The organism is Klebsiella sp. KTE92, assembly GCF_000398905.1.
In the GTDB taxonomy this organism is placed as follows: domain Bacteria; phylum Pseudomonadota; class Gammaproteobacteria; order Enterobacterales; family Enterobacteriaceae; genus Klebsiella; species Klebsiella variicola.
In genome coordinates, this window is record NZ_KB976100.1 from 4,553,807 (window position 1) to 4,568,129 (window position 14,323).

The 14,323-nt window shown below is 57.3% G+C and carries 14 protein-coding genes and 1 tRNA gene; 11 read left to right on the forward strand and 4 right to left on the reverse strand.

From position 1 onward, the window contains the following. Positions 1-13: 13 nt before the first annotated feature. Together A1WC_RS04270 and trmB are read right to left on the reverse strand one after the other, a co-directional pair. Positions 14-340, reverse strand: coding sequence for a YggL family protein (locus tag A1WC_RS04270; protein WP_012967224.1), 327 nt, complete (start codon positions 338-340; stop codon positions 14-16). Further along, the gene (gene trmB, locus A1WC_RS04265) at positions 340-1,059 is read right to left on the reverse strand and encodes a tRNA (guanosine(46)-N7)-methyltransferase TrmB (protein WP_002916627.1); all 720 of its coding nucleotides are present in this window, start codon (positions 1,057-1,059) and stop codon (positions 340-342) included. Before trmB ends, A1WC_RS04270 begins: the two co-directional genes overlap by 1 nt. 136 nt (positions 1,060-1,195) lie before the next feature. Between trmB and mutY the strand changes: the two genes are divergently transcribed. The 4 genes from mutY (at position 1,196) to A1WC_RS04245 (ending at position 5,134) form a co-directional block, all read left to right on the forward strand. Beyond that, on the forward strand, positions 1,196-2,254 hold the full coding sequence (gene mutY, locus A1WC_RS04260) for an A/G-specific adenine glycosylase (protein ID WP_008806473.1): 1,059 nt from the start codon (positions 1,196-1,198) through the stop codon (positions 2,252-2,254). A 28-nt stretch (positions 2,255-2,282) separates the two neighbouring features. After that, positions 2,283-2,558 carry an oxidative damage protection protein gene (locus A1WC_RS04255; RefSeq protein WP_004105744.1) on the forward strand — a complete coding sequence of 92 codons (276 nt, stop codon included), beginning with the start codon at positions 2,283-2,285 and terminating at the stop codon, positions 2,556-2,558. 48 nt (positions 2,559-2,606) lie between these two features. After that, positions 2,607-3,689 (forward strand): membrane-bound lytic murein transglycosylase MltC, encoded by a 1,083-nt coding sequence (mltC, locus tag A1WC_RS04250; protein WP_012540557.1) that lies wholly within the window; start codon positions 2,607-2,609, stop codon positions 3,687-3,689. 191 nt (positions 3,690-3,880) lie between these two features. Next, a complete protein-coding gene (locus A1WC_RS04245) occupies positions 3,881-5,134 on the forward strand; it encodes a nucleoside permease (RefSeq protein WP_016161834.1) in 1,254 nt (417 codons plus the stop codon). Between the two features lie 43 nt (positions 5,135-5,177). Here A1WC_RS04245 and A1WC_RS04240 read toward each other — a convergent pair whose 3' ends face one another. Beyond that, positions 5,178-7,316: an ornithine decarboxylase gene (locus A1WC_RS04240; RefSeq protein ID WP_008806477.1), complete on the reverse strand. Its 2,139-nt coding sequence runs from the start codon at positions 7,314-7,316 to the stop codon at positions 5,178-5,180. Positions 7,317-7,735: 419 nt separating this feature from the next. Between A1WC_RS04240 and A1WC_RS04235 the strand changes: the two genes are divergently transcribed. The 4 genes from A1WC_RS04235 (at position 7,736) to A1WC_RS04220 (ending at position 11,848) form a co-directional block, all read left to right on the forward strand. Continuing rightward, a complete protein-coding gene (locus A1WC_RS04235; RefSeq protein ID WP_008806478.1) occupies positions 7,736-8,449 on the forward strand; it encodes a DUF554 domain-containing protein in 714 nt (237 codons plus the stop codon). Positions 8,450-8,554: 105 nt separating this feature from the next. Next, positions 8,555-8,630, forward strand: a tRNA-Phe gene (locus tag A1WC_RS04230). 681 nt (positions 8,631-9,311) lie between these two features. After that, the gene (locus A1WC_RS04225; RefSeq protein WP_016161835.1) at positions 9,312-10,688 is read left to right on the forward strand and encodes a pyridoxal-phosphate dependent enzyme; all 1,377 of its coding nucleotides are present in this window, start codon (positions 9,312-9,314) and stop codon (positions 10,686-10,688) included. 11 nt (positions 10,689-10,699) lie between these two features. Beyond that, positions 10,700-11,848, forward strand: a complete 1,149-nt coding sequence (locus A1WC_RS04220; protein ID WP_008806488.1) for a trans-sulfuration enzyme family protein — start codon at positions 10,700-10,702, stop codon at positions 11,846-11,848. Here A1WC_RS04220 and A1WC_RS04215 read toward each other — a convergent pair whose 3' ends face one another. Beyond that, entirely contained in the window at positions 11,849-12,760 is a 912-nt protein-coding gene (locus A1WC_RS04215) for a LysR family transcriptional regulator (RefSeq protein WP_008806489.1), read from the reverse strand. A 97-nt stretch (positions 12,761-12,857) separates the two neighbouring features. Between A1WC_RS04215 and A1WC_RS04210 the strand changes: the two genes are divergently transcribed. The 3 genes from A1WC_RS04210 to A1WC_RS04200 all read left to right on the forward strand — a co-directional run bounded on the left by A1WC_RS04210 (position 12,858) and on the right by A1WC_RS04200 (position 14,279). Beyond that, positions 12,858-13,460, forward strand: coding sequence for a short chain dehydrogenase (locus A1WC_RS04210; protein ID WP_008806490.1), 603 nt, complete (start codon positions 12,858-12,860; stop codon positions 13,458-13,460). 86 nt (positions 13,461-13,546) lie between these two features. After that, the gene (locus tag A1WC_RS04205) at positions 13,547-13,891 is read left to right on the forward strand and encodes a hypothetical protein (RefSeq protein WP_012540552.1); all 345 of its coding nucleotides are present in this window, start codon (positions 13,547-13,549) and stop codon (positions 13,889-13,891) included. A gap of 199 nt (positions 13,892-14,090) precedes the next feature. Continuing rightward, positions 14,091-14,279 (forward strand): hypothetical protein, encoded by a 189-nt coding sequence (locus A1WC_RS04200; protein ID WP_016161836.1) that lies wholly within the window; start codon positions 14,091-14,093, stop codon positions 14,277-14,279. The last annotated feature ends 44 nt before the right edge of the window (positions 14,280-14,323 follow it).

Below are 14,323 nucleotides of genomic sequence, written 5' to 3' on the forward strand. Positions count from 1 at the left end.
ACCCTTGTCAAACTTAGTCCCACCAGACGTCAAAAAGTTCGCTGGTGCGCACATCCTCTAACTTACGCGCTTCCAGCCATTGGCGTACGATGGCCTGATGCTCTTCGGTGCACTTACCGATCTCCTGCATGCAGATGAGCCCTTCCCAGGAGAGATAGCCGCTGCCATCGAAGGCCAGCTTGTTCGGCTCAATCACCTCTTCGATCAGATCGTTGACCGTCTGGTCGATCTGCTCTTCGGTGGTCCCTTCCGGGAAACGCCAGGCGACGGAGAAGCCTAACTCCTGAAACTCGTCGATATGCATTTTTTTACGCAGACGACGGCTACGATTCTTGGCCATTATTTCACCCTCTCGAACATTAAGTCCCATACGCCGTGGCCGAGACGATGGCCACGCTGTTCAAATTTGGTTACCGGGCGCGATTCCGGGCGCGGTACGTAATCGTTGCTTGCCGACTGGTTACGATAGCCTTCCAGCGAGGACATCACTTCCAGCATATGCACGGCATAGGCTTCCCAGTCGGTCGCCATATGGAAGACGCCGCCGAGTTTCAGTTTGCTTTTGACCAGCTCAGCGAAAGGCGGCTGCACGATACGACGTTTATTATGACGCGCTTTATGCCACGGGTCAGGGAAAAACAGCTGCACCATATTCAGTGAGTTATCCGGGATCATGGTATGCAGCACTTCCACCGCATCGTGACACATCACGCGCAGATTTTGCACACCTTCTTCTTCAGCAGAAGCCAGACAGGCGCCAACGCCCGGGGAGTGCACTTCAATGCCGAGGAAATTCTGTTCCGGTTTGGCTTTCGCCATCGCCACCAGCGAAGCCCCCATGCCGAAACCAATTTCTAGTGTGACCGGCGCGTCGCGGCCAAACAGGGCAGCGAAATCGAGTGGCGCATCGTTGAATTCAACGCCCATCACCGGCCAAATGTTATCCAGCGCATGCTGCTGCCCTTTCGTCAGGCGCCCCTGGCGACGGACGAAGCTACGAATACGGCGCAGCGGGCGACCGTTTTCATCGAATTCCGGAGAAATGACGTCGTTTTTCATAAAAGTTAAGTCTGCTAGTGAAAGTGTTCGGAAAACGGGCATTATCCAAAGTTACCCGGCGGATGCAAGGGTTTACAGCCACTCGCCCTTGTGCTGCAATCTGCCACCCTGTAATCGCGATCCCGGAGCCATAGCTTTGACTTTTCTCGCCGCGCAATTTTCAGCCCAGGTCCTGGACTGGTACGACAAATACGGGCGTAAAACCCTGCCCTGGCAAATCGCCAAGACGCCCTACAAAGTATGGCTCTCCGAAGTGATGTTGCAACAAACCCAGGTGACCACGGTAATCCCGTATTTTGAACGCTTTATGGCGCGTTTCCCAACGGTGGTTGATTTAGCCAACGCGCCGCTGGATGAGGTGCTGCATCTGTGGACCGGCCTTGGCTACTACGCGCGGGCGCGCAATTTACATAAAGCCGCCCAGCAGGTGGCGACACAGCATGGCGGCATCTTCCCGCAATCCTTTGAGGAAGTGGCCGCGCTGCCCGGCGTCGGGCGTTCAACGGCAGGGGCGATTTTGTCGCTTTCGCTCGGTCAGCATTATCCGATTCTCGACGGCAACGTGAAGCGCGTGCTCGCCCGCTGCTATGCTGTCAGCGGCTGGCCGGGAAAAAAAGAGGTCGAAAAACGGCTGTGGGATATCAGCGAAGAGGTGACCCCGGCGCAAGGGGTAGAACGCTTCAACCAGGCGATGATGGATCTCGGGGCGATGGTTTGCACCCGCTCGAAGCCGAAGTGCGAGCTGTGCCCGTTGAGCAATGGCTGCGTGGCCTACGCGAATCATTCATGGGCGGAATATCCGGGTAAAAAACCGAAGCAGACCATCCCGGAACGCACCGGCTATTTCCTGCTGATGCAGCACGGCGACGAGGTGTTTCTCTCCCAGCGTCCGCCGGTGGGTTTGTGGGGCGGACTATTCTGTTTTCCGCAGTTTGCAGACGAAGCGGAGCTGCGCGAGTGGCTGGCGCAGCGTCAGATAAAGGCCGATAATCTGACGCAATTAACCGCCTTTCGCCACACTTTCAGCCATTTCCACCTGGATATTGTGCCGATGTGGCTTACAGTGCACTCATCTGGCGCATGCATGGATGAAGGCAACGCACTCTGGTATAACTTAGCGCAGCCGCCGTCGGTCGGACTGGCGGCCCCCGTGGAGCGCTTGTTGCAACAGTTAAAAGCCGGAACGCCGGTATAAATTTTTCGGCTATCAAAGAGGAGTGATTATGAGCAGAACCATTTTTTGTACTTTCCTGCAGCGTGAAGCGGACGGCCAGGATTTCCAGCTCTATCCGGGCGAACTCGGGAAGCGCATTTACAACGAAATCTCCAAAGAAGCCTGGGCGCAGTGGCAGCACAAGCAGACCATGCTGATCAACGAGAAAAAACTCAGCATGATGAACCCGGAGCACCGCAAGCTGCTGGAGCAGGAGATGGTGCAGTTCCTGTTTGAAGGGAAAGACGTGCATATCGAAGGCTACACGCCGCCGGAAAAACAGTAAGGGCCCTGCGGCCTTTTAAAAACAAACACAACACGCACGCCCGGAATGATGAAAAAATACTTAGCGCTCGCGCTGATTGCGCCGTTGCTCGTTTCGTGTTCCAGCTCCAATAAAAAAGGCACCGAATACAACGAGGCCTGGGTCAAGGACACGAACGGATTCGATATCCTGATGGGCCAGTTTGCCCATAACATCGAGAACATTTGGGGGTATAACGAAGTCCTGCTCGCCGGGCCGAAGGACTACGTTAAATATACCGATCAATATCAAACCCGCAGCCACATCAACTTTGATGCCGGGACGATCACCGTAGAGACCATCGCGGGCACCGATCCGCGCGGACGACTGCGCCAGGCGATCATCAAAACGCTGCTGATGGGCGATGACCCCAACTCCATTGACCTCTATTCCGACGTCGATGATATTCAGATCTCCAAAGAGCCGTTCCTCTATGGTCAGGTGGTGGATAACACCGGCGCGTCGATTCGCTGGGAGTGGCGCGCCGCGCGCTACGCCGATTATTTGCTGCAAACCCGCCTCAAGAGCCGCAACAATGGCCTGCGCGTGATCTACAGCATCACCATTAACCTGGTACCAAACCACCTCGACAAACGTGCGCATAAATACCTCGGCATGGTGCGCCAGGCCTCGCGTAAATACGGCGTTGATGAGTCGCTGATCCTTGCGATTATGCAAACAGAATCATCGTTTAACCCCTATGCGGTGAGCCACGCGGATGCCATGGGGCTGATGCAGGTCGTCCAGCACAGCGCGGGGAAAGACGTCTTCCGTTCGCAGGGCAAATCCGGCCTGCCGAGCCGCAGCTATCTGTTTGACCCGGCGAATAACATCGATACCGGCACCGCTTATCTGGCGATGCTGAACAATGTTTATCTCGCCGGCATCGATAACCCCACCTCGCGTCGCTACGCGGTGATCACCGCCTATAACGGCGGCGCCGGCAGCGTACTGCGCGTGTTCTCCAGCGATAAAGTCCAGGCGGCGAACATCATTAACAGCATGGCGCCAGGCGACGTCTACCAGACGCTCACCACCCGCCATCCGTCGGCCGAATCGCGCCGGTATCTGTATAAAGTTAACACTGCGCAGAAAAGCTATCGCCGCAAATAACCCCCCTCTCTTACAGGCCCGGACATCGCACTGGGCCTCTCTTTTTTATAGGACATACTTCGTAATATCTTTTCGATTTTCTGCGGCAGTTAACAGAAGCTTCTCACCCCTGAATGATAGAATCGCATCAAAATAACGGTGGTTATGTTATTTAATAAACATAACAAGCCCACATTCGTGAGGATAAATACATGAATCTTAAGCTGCAGCTAAAAATACTGTCGTTCCTGCAGTTCTGCCTTTGGGGGAGCTGGCTGACCACGCTCGGCTCGTACATGTTTGTCACGCTGAAGTTTGACGGCGCGGCAATCGGCGCAGTGTATAGCTCGCTCGGCATCGCCGCCGTCCTGATGCCAACGCTGCTCGGCATCGTCGCCGATAAATGGATCAGCGCCAAATGGGTATACGCCATCTGCCACCTGGTCGGCGCGTTAACGCTGTATCTGGCGGCGCAGGTCACCACGCCGGGCGAGATGTTCCTTGTGATCCTCCTCAACTCGCTGGCCTATATGCCGACGCTGGGGCTGATTAACACCATCTCTTACTATCGCCTGCAGTCGGCGGGGCTGGATATCGTGACTGATTTCCCGCCAATTCGTATCTGGGGCACCATTGGCTTTATCCTCGCCATGTGGGGCGTTAGCTTCTCAGGCTTCGAACTGAGCCATATGCAGTTGTACATTGGCGCGACGCTGTCGGTCTTTCTGGCGCTGTTCACCCTGACGCTGCCGCATATTCCGGTCGCCAACGCCCAGCGCAATCAAAGCTGGACGGAGATGCTGGGGCTTAACGCCTTTGCGCTGTTTAAAAACAAGCGCATGGCTATCTTCTTTATCTTCTCGATGATGCTCGGTGCCGAACTGCAAATCACTAATATGTTCGGCAACACCTTCCTGCACAGCTTCGATAAAGATCCGCTGTTTGCCGGCAGCTTTATCGTCGAGCACGCGTCAGTGCTGATGTCGATTTCGCAGATCTCCGAAACGCTGTTTATCCTGACCATCCCGTTCTTCCTTAGCCGCTACGGCATTAAGAACGTGATGCTAATTAGTATCGTGGCGTGGATGCTGCGCTTCGGCCTGTTCGCCTTTGGCGACCCGACACCGTTCGGCACTGTACTGCTGGTGCTGTCGATGATCGTCTACGGCTGCGCCTTCGACTTCTTCAACATCTCCGGTTCGGTGTTCGTTGAGAAAGAGGTTCGTCCGGAAATCCGCGCCAGCGCCCAGGGGATGTTCCTGATGATGACCAACGGCTTCGGCTGTATTCTTGGCGGGATGGTGAGCGGCAAAGTGGTTGAGCACTTTACCGTCGAGGGGATCACTGACTGGCAGAGCGTGTGGCTGATTTTCGCCGGCTATTCGCTGGTGCTGGCCTTTGCCTTCGTGGCGCTGTTCAAATACAAACACGTCAGACAACCGACCGCCGCCCAGCAGAGCGTGTGATCGGCAAAAGTAAAACGCCCCGCCTGTTCGGCGGGGCGTTTTTTTATCCCTTCAGCACGTAGCCATACAGCCGCTTAATGCCGTCCGGATCCGTCTCGCTGTAAACCCCCTGCAGCTCCGGTGAGAAGCCCGGCAGCATATTGACCCCCTCCTCCAGCGCGAGGAAATAGCGCAGTACTGCCCCGCCCCAGATCTCGCCGGGCACCACGCATAATACCCCCGGCGGATAGGGCAGCGCCCCTTCAGCCGCGACGCGGCCTTCCGCTTCACTCAGACGCACCAGCTCCACGTTGCCGCGGATAAATTCGCGGTTAGCATCCTGCGGATTCATCACCACGCGCGGGAAGCTCCGTTTACGGAACATCTCCTTTTGCAGGCTCTTCACATCAAAGCTGACGTACAGATCGTGCATCTCCTGGCACAGCTCGCGGAGGGTGTAATCGCGATAGCGCACCGGATATTTGTTGTAGATGGTCGGCAGCACGTCGGCCAGCGGCGTATCAGACTCAATATGCTGTTCGAACTGCCCCAGCATCGCCACCAGCTGCGCCATTTTTTCGGCGCTCTCCGCCGGCGTCAGCAGGAACAGAATCGAGTTGAGATCGCACTTCTCCGGCACGATGCCGTTTTCACGCAGATAATGCGCCAGAATGGTTGCCGGGATGCCGAACTCACTGTACTCCCCGCTCTCAGCGTCAATGCCCGGGGTGGTCAGCAACAGCTTGCACGGGTCGACAAAATATTGGTCGTCCGCATAGCCCTCAAAACCATGCCAGCGCGCGTCGGGTTCGAAACTGAAGAAGCGACGCTCCCGGGCGATCGCCTCGGTCGGGTGATCCTGCCATGGGCGCCCCGCCACCACCGGCGGAATAAAGGGCTGGATCATCTTGCAGTTAGCGATGATCGCTTTCCGCGCCTCGATGCCCAACGCCACGCACTCGGCCCACAGGCGGCGGCCGCTCTCACCTTCATGAATTTTGGCGTTGACGTCCAGCGCGGCAAACAGCGGATAGAACGGGCTGGTGGAGGCATGCAACATAAAGGCGTTATTCAGCCGCTTGTGCGGACAGAAACGCGCCTGGCCGCGCAGATGGTTATCCTTTTTATGGATCTGCGACGTCTGTGAGAAGCCGGCCTGCTGCTTGTGCACGGACTGGGTGACAAAAATACCCGGATCGTCCGGGGTCAGCTCCAGCAGCAGCGGCGAGCAGTCGGCCATCATCGGGATAAACTGCTCATAGCCCACCCACGCCGAGTCGAACAGGATGTAATCGCAGAGGTGGCCTATTTTATCCACCACCTGGCGGGCGTTATAGACCGTGCCGTCGTAGGTCCCCAGCTGGATCACCGCCAGACGAAACGGGCGGGAGGCATTGGCTTTCTCAGGCGCCGCTTCGCGGATGAGATCCCGCAGGTAATGCTCATCAAAGCAGCGCTCGTCAATGCCGCCGATAAAACCGAACGGATTGCGCGCGGCTTCAAGATAGACCGGCGTCGCCCCCGCCTGAATCAGCGCCCCGTGATGGTTTGACTTGTGGTTGTTACGATCGAACAGCACCAGATCGCCGCGGGTCAACAGCGCATTGGTCACGACTTTGTTGGCCGCCGAGGTGCCGTTGAGGACGAAGTAGGTTTTATCCGCATTGAACACTTTCGCAGCGAACTTCTGCGCGTGCTTGGCCGACCCTTCGTGGATCAACAGATCGCCTAATTTCACGTCGGCGTTGCACATGTCGGCGCGAAAGACATTTTCGCCAAAAAAGTCATAGAACTGACGGCCTGCAGGGTGCTTTTTGAAAAACGCCCCGTGCTGATGCCCCGGACAGGCAAAAGTGCTGTTATCCATCTCGACGTACTGGGTCAGCGTATTGAAAAACGGCGGCAGCAGACGCGCTTCATAATCACAGGCCGCCGCCTCCAGCTCCAGCCACTCCTGATCTTTACCGGCGATCACCGCCTGCACCCCCTCTGGCCTCTCGACCGCCGTCTCACTCAGCAGGTAGACCGGCAGATTAAATCCGCTGCGTCTGAGGAGAGCAAGGATGCCGCTGCGACTGTCCGCCGCGGTGATGACGACTGCCGCCACATCGGTAAAATCGGTACTGTCCAGCGCCACAACGCGACGGTGGGTGGACAAGCGGGTGACCAGCTCGCAGCTGGCGGCAATGTGCATGGATTTCATAAGCGCAAATGCCCGTATCGGGAGTGTAAAAATCTCAGACAAGGAAACCTTGCCCAACGATGTGTCCGGGTCTGACGGATTTCAGCTCCGACCGCCGGACATCAGTAAAAGCAGACGCGTCCGATCTTACTGTTGCCCTACAGTGAGCATACGTGTCCTTCACCGCATGGTGAACAGAGGAGTAAGCGTAGCAAGATGAGGCAGCCCGCGCATCTGTGCGCGACGTCGCTGGCGAGATAATGGCAGTGTCGTCATCGGCGGCCTCATATCAGGGAGGAGAAAATTCGCGCAATCATGGCACCTTTCCCGAACAGGCGCAAGATGAAAACCGTATGCACTTATATCACGGATACACAAGCTTTCACGGCGGGTTAACGTCATAATAATGCGGTTATCAGGGATATTTAACAGGAGTCAGCGTGGTTACAGGACCTTTTATTAACGCCAGCGCGGTGCTGGTCGGCGGTGTGCTGGGCGCCTTGCTCAGTCAACGGTTGCCGGAACGGATCCGCACATCAATGACCTCAATTTTTGGCCTGGCGTCATTAGGCATCGGCATTTTACTGGTCATTAAGTGCGCCAATCTGCCAGTGATGGTGCTGTCGACCCTGGTGGGGACGCTGCTCGGCGAAATATGCAATATGGAAAAAGGCATCAATACGCTGGTCAGTAAACTCCAGCAGTTGATGTCAGCGAAAGGCAAGAAAAAGGCTTCGGCTCATGAGTCTTATATTCAGAGCTATGTGGCGATTATCGTCCTGTTCTGCGCCAGCGGCACCGGCGTCTTCGGCGCCATGCGCGAAGGGATGACTGGCGACGCCAGCATTCTGATTGCTAAAGCGTTTCTCGACTTTTTCACTGCCACCATTTTCGCCTGCACCCTGGGCATTGCCGTCGCCGCCATCAGCGTGCCGATGCTGCTCATCCAGCTGACTCTTGCGGCCTGCGCGGCGATCATTATGCCGCTTACTACCCCGATGATGCTGGCGGATTTCAGCGCCGTCGGCGGTATGCTGCTGGTGGCCACCGGGCTGCGCATCTGCGGGATAAAAATGTTTGCGGTGGTGAATATGCTGCCTGCGCTGGTGCTGGCGATGCCAATTTCAGCGGCCTGGACGCTGTTTTTTGCCTGAAGACGCGTGCTTTTAGCGCAATGTGGTGATAGATTGTTCAGTCTGCTGCAAAACAGATAAATTTCGTTGACGAGGCGCGGCGATTACGGTTTAATGCGCCCCGTTGCCCGGATAGCTCAGTCGGTAGAGCAGGGGATTGAAAATCCCCGTGTCCTTGGTTCGATTCCGAGTCCGGGCACCACTATTTAAAGAACCCGCCCAAAAGGCGGGTTTTTGCTTTTCTACGACCGGACTCTCCATCGAACTCCATTCGATTATTCGCCGCACAGCGGCTCACCCCTTCGGGGCCAGCGCGACACGCGCGCTGTTCAACGCCTGCGGCGTTATTCCGAGTCCGGGCACCACTATTTAAAGAACCCGCCCAAAAGGCGGGTTTTTGCTTTTCTACGACCGGACTCTCCATCGAACTCCATTCGATTATTCGCCGCACAGCGGCTCACCCCTTCGGGGCCAGCGCGACACGCGCGCTGTTCAACGCCTGCGGCGTTAGTCCGAGTCCGGGCACCACTTATTCAGAGAACCCAGCCTATGGCTGGGTTTTTGCTTTTCTGCGCCCTATATCTGTGGGTTTCTACCACGCCGTATCCTCTGTGCCATTAAGGCCTATTCCCCATAGAATCTTTTCGAAAATACATTTTCAGATATCAGATAACACGCTGATTAAAATCGCCATTTTGTCGCAAAAAGCGGCTAAAAACGCTCTTTTCTGGAAATCGATCCGCCCAGGTGGCTACCCTGCTTTCCCTCCAGATGGCCAAATAGCATCTTATATTCCATTTGACGCTAACAGGCAGAGAAATGTTCTTTAAATTACCGTTTTCACAGCTCTACCATGCAAAAATATCTTAAAACGAGTGGGTAAATGGTTATGTCACTGTTTCATTCCGTGAGCGACCTGATCGGTCATACTCCCCTGCTCCAGTTGCACAAACTGGATACCGGCCCCTGCAGTCTGTTTTTAAAACTGGAAAATCAGAATCCCGGCGGGTCAATTAAAGATCGCGTTGCGCTGTCGATGATTAATGAAGCCGAGCGCCAGGGAAAACTGGCGCCCGGAGGAACGATAATCGAAGCCACCGCCGGCAACACCGGCCTCGGCCTGGCCCTGATCGCGGCGCAGAAAAATTACCGGCTGATCCTGGTGGTGCCGGACAAAATGAGCCGCGAGAAAATCTTTCACCTGCGGGCGCTGGGCGCGACGGTGCTGCTCACCCGTTCCGACGTCAATAAAGGCCATCCGGCCTATTATCAGGATTATGCCCGCCGCCTTGCCGATGAAACGCCGGGCGCCTTTTATATCGACCAGTTTAATAACGACGCCAATCCGCTGGCCCATGCCACCTCCACTGCGCCGGAGCTTTATCAGCAGCTGGAGGGCGATATCGACGCCGTCGTCGTCGGCGTCGGCTCCGGCGGTACGCTGGGCGGGCTTCAGGCCTGGTTTGCTGAACACTCGCCGAAAACGGAATTTATTCTCGCCGATCCGGCGGGTTCGATCCTTGCCGATCAGGTCGATACCGGACGCTACGGCGAAACGGGATCCTGGCTGGTCGAAGGGATCGGCGAAGATTTTATCCCGCCGCTGGCCAGGCTGGAGGGGGTACATACCGCGTATCGCGTCAGCGACCGCGAAGCGTTCCAGACTGCGCGCCAGCTGCTGCAGGTCGAGGGCGTGCTGGCCGGCTCTTCCACCGGCACCTTGCTCAGCGCCGCCCTGCGCTACTGCCGGGCACAAAGCCGTCCGAAACGGGTGGTGACCTTCGCTTGTGATAGCGGCAATAAATACCTGTCCAAAATGTTCAACGATGACTGGATGCGCCAGCAAGGACTGATCGCCCGGCCCGAACAGGGCGATCTCAGTGATTTTATCGCCCTGCGCCATGACGAAGGCGCCACCGTCACGGCCGCGCCGGACGACACCCTGGCCGCAGTCTTTACCCGCATGCGGCTGTATGACATCTCCCAGCTGCCGGTGCTGGAGGATGGCCACGTGGTCGGCATTGTCGATGAGTGGGATTTGATCCGCCACGTACAGGGCGATCGCCAACGCTTTTCCCTGCCGGTCAGCGAAGCGATGAGCCGCCATGTTGAAACTCTCGATAAGCGTGCGCCAGAGAGCGAACTGCAGGCTATTCTCGATCGCGGTCTGGTGGCGGTGATCGCTGACAACGCGCGTTTTCTTGGCCTGGTCACCCGCAGCGATGTACTAACCGCCTGGCGTAACCGAGTCGCACAATAAGGAATTTTTTTATGTCATCTATCCACACCCTGAGCGTACATAGCGGAACCTTCACCGACAGCCACGGCGCAGTGATGCCGCCGATTTACGCCACCTCCACTTTTGCTCAGCCGGCGCCGGGGCAGCATACCGGCTATGAATATTCCCGCAGCGGGAACCCTACCCGCCACGCGCTGGAGACGGCGATCGCCGACCTGGAAAACGGCACGCGCGGCTACGCGTTCGCCTCCGGGCTGGCCGCCATCTCCACCGTGCTGGAGCTGCTGGATAAGGACAGTCACCTGGTGGCGGTCGATGATGTGTATGGCGGCACTTACCGCCTGCTGGAAAACGTGCGCCGCCGTAGCGCTGGTCTGCAGGTGAGCTGGGTGAAACCCGACGACCTGAAGGGGATTGAAGCGGCGATCCGCCCCGATACGCGCATGATCTGGGTGGAAACGCCCACCAACCCGCTGCTGAAGCTGGCGGATCTCAGCGCCATCGCCGCCATCGCGCGACGCCATAACCTGATCAGCGTCGCCGATAACACCTTCGCCTCGCCGGCGATCCATCGCCCGCTGGAGCATGGATTTGATATTGTGGTGCACTCCGCGACCAAATACCTCAACGGCCATTCCGATGTCGTCGCCGGCCTGGCGGTGGTTGGCGATAACTCCGAGCTCGCGGAAAAGCTTGGCTATCTGCAGAATGCGGTAGGCGGGGTACTTGACCCGTTCAGCAGCTTCCTGACGCTACGTGGTATCCGTACCCTGGCGCTGCGGATGGAGCGCCACAGCGCGAACGCGCTGCAGCTCGCCGAATGGCTGGAACAGCAGCCGGAAGTGGAGCGAGTCTGGTTCCCCTGGCTGGCCTCGCACCCGCATCATCAGTTGGCGCGGCAGCAAATGGCGCTGCCCGGCGGCATGATTTCGGTGGTGGTGAAGGGCGATGAAGGTTACGCCGAGCGCATTATCAGCAAGCTGCGCTGGTTTACGCTTGCGGAGAGCCTGGGCGGCGTGGAGAGTCTGGTGAGCCAGCCCTTCAGCATGACCCATGCCTCGATCCCGCTGGAGAAACGTCTGGCGAATGGCATCACGCCCCAGCTGATCCGCCTGTCGGTGGGGATCGAAGATCCCAACGATCTGATTGCCGACTGGCAGCAGGCGCTGCGGGAGGAGTGATTATTCCGACGCGCGGGTCATTGTCAGCGCGTCGGCCATTCCCTGCTGAAGATGGGCGATAAACTGCGTCAGCTTCGGCAGGGGCCGACGATCCTGGCGCCAGAGCAGATGCACGGGTCTCGGCTGCGGGGTCCAGGCCTCCAGCACCCGCACCAGGCTGCCGCTGGCCAGCGCATCGGCCAGTAGCACCTCCGGCTGCATCAGCAGCCCGGCCCCGGCGATCGCTGCCTGGCGCAGCGCGTAGCCATCATTGCAGCGTAAAATCGCATCGCGTTTCCAGCGCACTTCCCCCTCCATACCCGGCAGCCGCCACTCGTTGCGGGCGGTCCAGACCGTATGGGACAGGCAGAGATGATCGGCGAGATCCTCCGGCGTCCCTGGCGTTCCGTAACGCGCCAGATAAGCCGGCGCGGCGCAGATCACCATCCGATACGGCGCCAGATAGCGGGCCACCAGATCCTCCTGATGGATCTCGCCAATCCGGATCGCCAGATCGACCCCCTCATCCACCAGATCGACCATCCGGTTAGTCAGATCCAGTTCCACCCGGACCGCAGGCCAGGCCTGCAGGAAGGTGGCGGTCAGGGGCGCGATCACGCTGGCGCCAAACGAGGTGGGGGCGCTCACCCGCAGGGTGCCGGCGGGCGCCAGCCGCAGCCGCTCGACCGCGCTTTCGGCGATGGAGACCTGCTCCATCACCCGTTTCGCTTCGTCAAAATAGACCCGCCCGGCGTCGGTGAGGCTCTGGCGTCGGGTGTTACGCTCCAGCAGACGCGTCGCCAGCTGGCTTTCCAGCTGGGCGATATATTTCCCGACCATCACCGCCGACAGCCCCAGGCGCGACGCCGCCCCGGTAAAGCTGCCGCACTCCACCACGGCAATAAACGTCTCCATCCCTCGCAGCTTATCCATATTGCTAACCTCTGGTTAGTAATGTTCTAACTTTTAGCCAGTTTATCCGATATTCGTTTTATTAAAGAATAGCCTCTCACCTCATCAGGAGACAGCCATGAAAATTATCGTTATCGGTGCCAGCGGCACCATCGGTCGTGCGGTCAGCGAAGAGCTGAGCCAGAGACATGACGTTATCCGCGTCGGCCGCACCCGGGGGGATTATCAGGTGGATATCACCTCGCAGGAGAGCGTCGAGGCGCTGTTTGCCCAAACGGGCGAAGTAGATGCGATTGTCTCCACCACCGGCAATCTGCACTTTGGGCCGTTAAGCACCATGACCGACCGTCAGTTCAACCTCGGGCTGCAGGACAAGCTGCTGGGGCAAATTCGCCTGGCGCTGATCGGGCAGCATTTCCTGCGCGACGGCGGGTCGATTACTCTGGTCAGCGGTATTGTCGCCCAGGAGCCCATTGCTCAGGGCGTCAATGCCACGACGGTCAACGCCGGTCTGGAAGGCTTTGTGCGCGCCGCCGCCTGCGAACTGCCACGCGGGATCCGCATCAATCTCATCAGCCCCACCGTGCTCAGCGAGTCGCTGGCGGCCTACGGCGACTTTTTCCCGGGCTTTGCCAGCGTCCCCGCCGCCGCCGTGGCGCAGGCCTATCGTCGCAGCATTGAAGGCGTTCAGACCGGCCGCATCTACCCGGTCGGCTACTAGCCTGTGCCGGCCCGCCGGGGCCGGCGCTTACATCAGGCCGTCATTGCAGGTACACTGACGGCTGATTGTCTCCGACCGAAAAACTGATGTTGAAAAAATTACCTTTTATTATCCCGCTTTTGGCGCTTATCGCGCTGCTGGTCTGGTGGTTCACCCCGCATTACACCGCAGATGAAGAAGCCTACTACCGGGCAGTCTTTTGCATGATCGATCATGACGACAGCCGCCAGTTCCTCCACGATATGCAAAATATCGTCGAAGGGGGAAATTCGGACTATGCATTGCATAAAACCCATTACCTGCCGGCGCTGGGGCAGCGGATGCTGGACACCTGGCGCCAGCTCAGCGCGCAGGAGCAGCAAACACTGGGCGAAGATCGGCAGCGCTGTGGCGAGATATTGCGCGAAAAACAGCAGGGAAAATCATCCTGATGGGGGGCGAAATCGCAGTATATCTTCAGCGTCGAATGAGATTTTGCTGTTGGTAGCCAGATGACCGCCATAAAACACCCCGCTCTTGCGGGGCCGCGATATGACGTTTTTTTCTGCTGCGACATACTATAAAAAGTAGTTGATCTGGTACGAACTAACTCTTATTTTGCTTCTCAGTTTTCAAAATGAGATAAAACTGATGCCAGTCATTATTGCCAGTAGTATTAAAGAAGCCAAAGCATTGATTAACGGTGGGAAATACAGGGAAATTATTCTCAACTTCGATATTGATGCCGATGACTTTTTCTCTCTCGCCAGCCATTCTGCTGGGACAAAAATCTCCATCTCCGACCGAAACGATCGCTCTCCGGTAAAATCAGAAAAATAATTAACCCGCGAGGGACATTTATGTGGTTGTTTATTGGCACCTTT

Excerpts from the sequence above, each read along its gene's own strand:
- A1WC_RS04270 (WP_012967224.1), bottom strand. The coding sequence starts at position 340 with ATGGCCAAGAATCGTAGCCGTCGTCTGCGTAAAAAAATGCATATCGAC.
- trmB (WP_002916627.1), bottom strand. The coding sequence starts at position 1,059 with ATGAAAAACGACGTCATTTCTCCGGAATTCGATGAAAACGGTCGCCCG.
- A1WC_RS04255 (WP_004105744.1), top strand. The coding sequence starts at position 2,283 with ATGAGCAGAACCATTTTTTGTACTTTCCTGCAGCGTGAAGCGGACGGC.
- mltC (WP_012540557.1), top strand. The coding sequence starts at position 2,607 with ATGAAAAAATACTTAGCGCTCGCGCTGATTGCGCCGTTGCTCGTTTCG.
- A1WC_RS04245 (WP_016161834.1), top strand. The coding sequence starts at position 3,881 with ATGAATCTTAAGCTGCAGCTAAAAATACTGTCGTTCCTGCAGTTCTGC.
- A1WC_RS04240 (WP_008806477.1), bottom strand. The coding sequence starts at position 7,316 with ATGAAATCCATGCACATTGCCGCCAGCTGCGAGCTGGTCACCCGCTTG.
- A1WC_RS04225 (WP_016161835.1), top strand. The coding sequence starts at position 9,312 with ATGGTTATGTCACTGTTTCATTCCGTGAGCGACCTGATCGGTCATACT.
- A1WC_RS04220 (WP_008806488.1), top strand. The coding sequence starts at position 10,700 with ATGTCATCTATCCACACCCTGAGCGTACATAGCGGAACCTTCACCGAC.
- A1WC_RS04215 (WP_008806489.1), bottom strand. The coding sequence starts at position 12,760 with ATGGATAAGCTGCGAGGGATGGAGACGTTTATTGCCGTGGTGGAGTGC.
- A1WC_RS04210 (WP_008806490.1), top strand. The coding sequence starts at position 12,858 with ATGAAAATTATCGTTATCGGTGCCAGCGGCACCATCGGTCGTGCGGTC.
- A1WC_RS04205 (WP_012540552.1), top strand. The coding sequence starts at position 13,547 with ATGTTGAAAAAATTACCTTTTATTATCCCGCTTTTGGCGCTTATCGCG.
- A1WC_RS04200 (WP_016161836.1), top strand. The coding sequence starts at position 14,091 with ATGCCAGTCATTATTGCCAGTAGTATTAAAGAAGCCAAAGCATTGATT.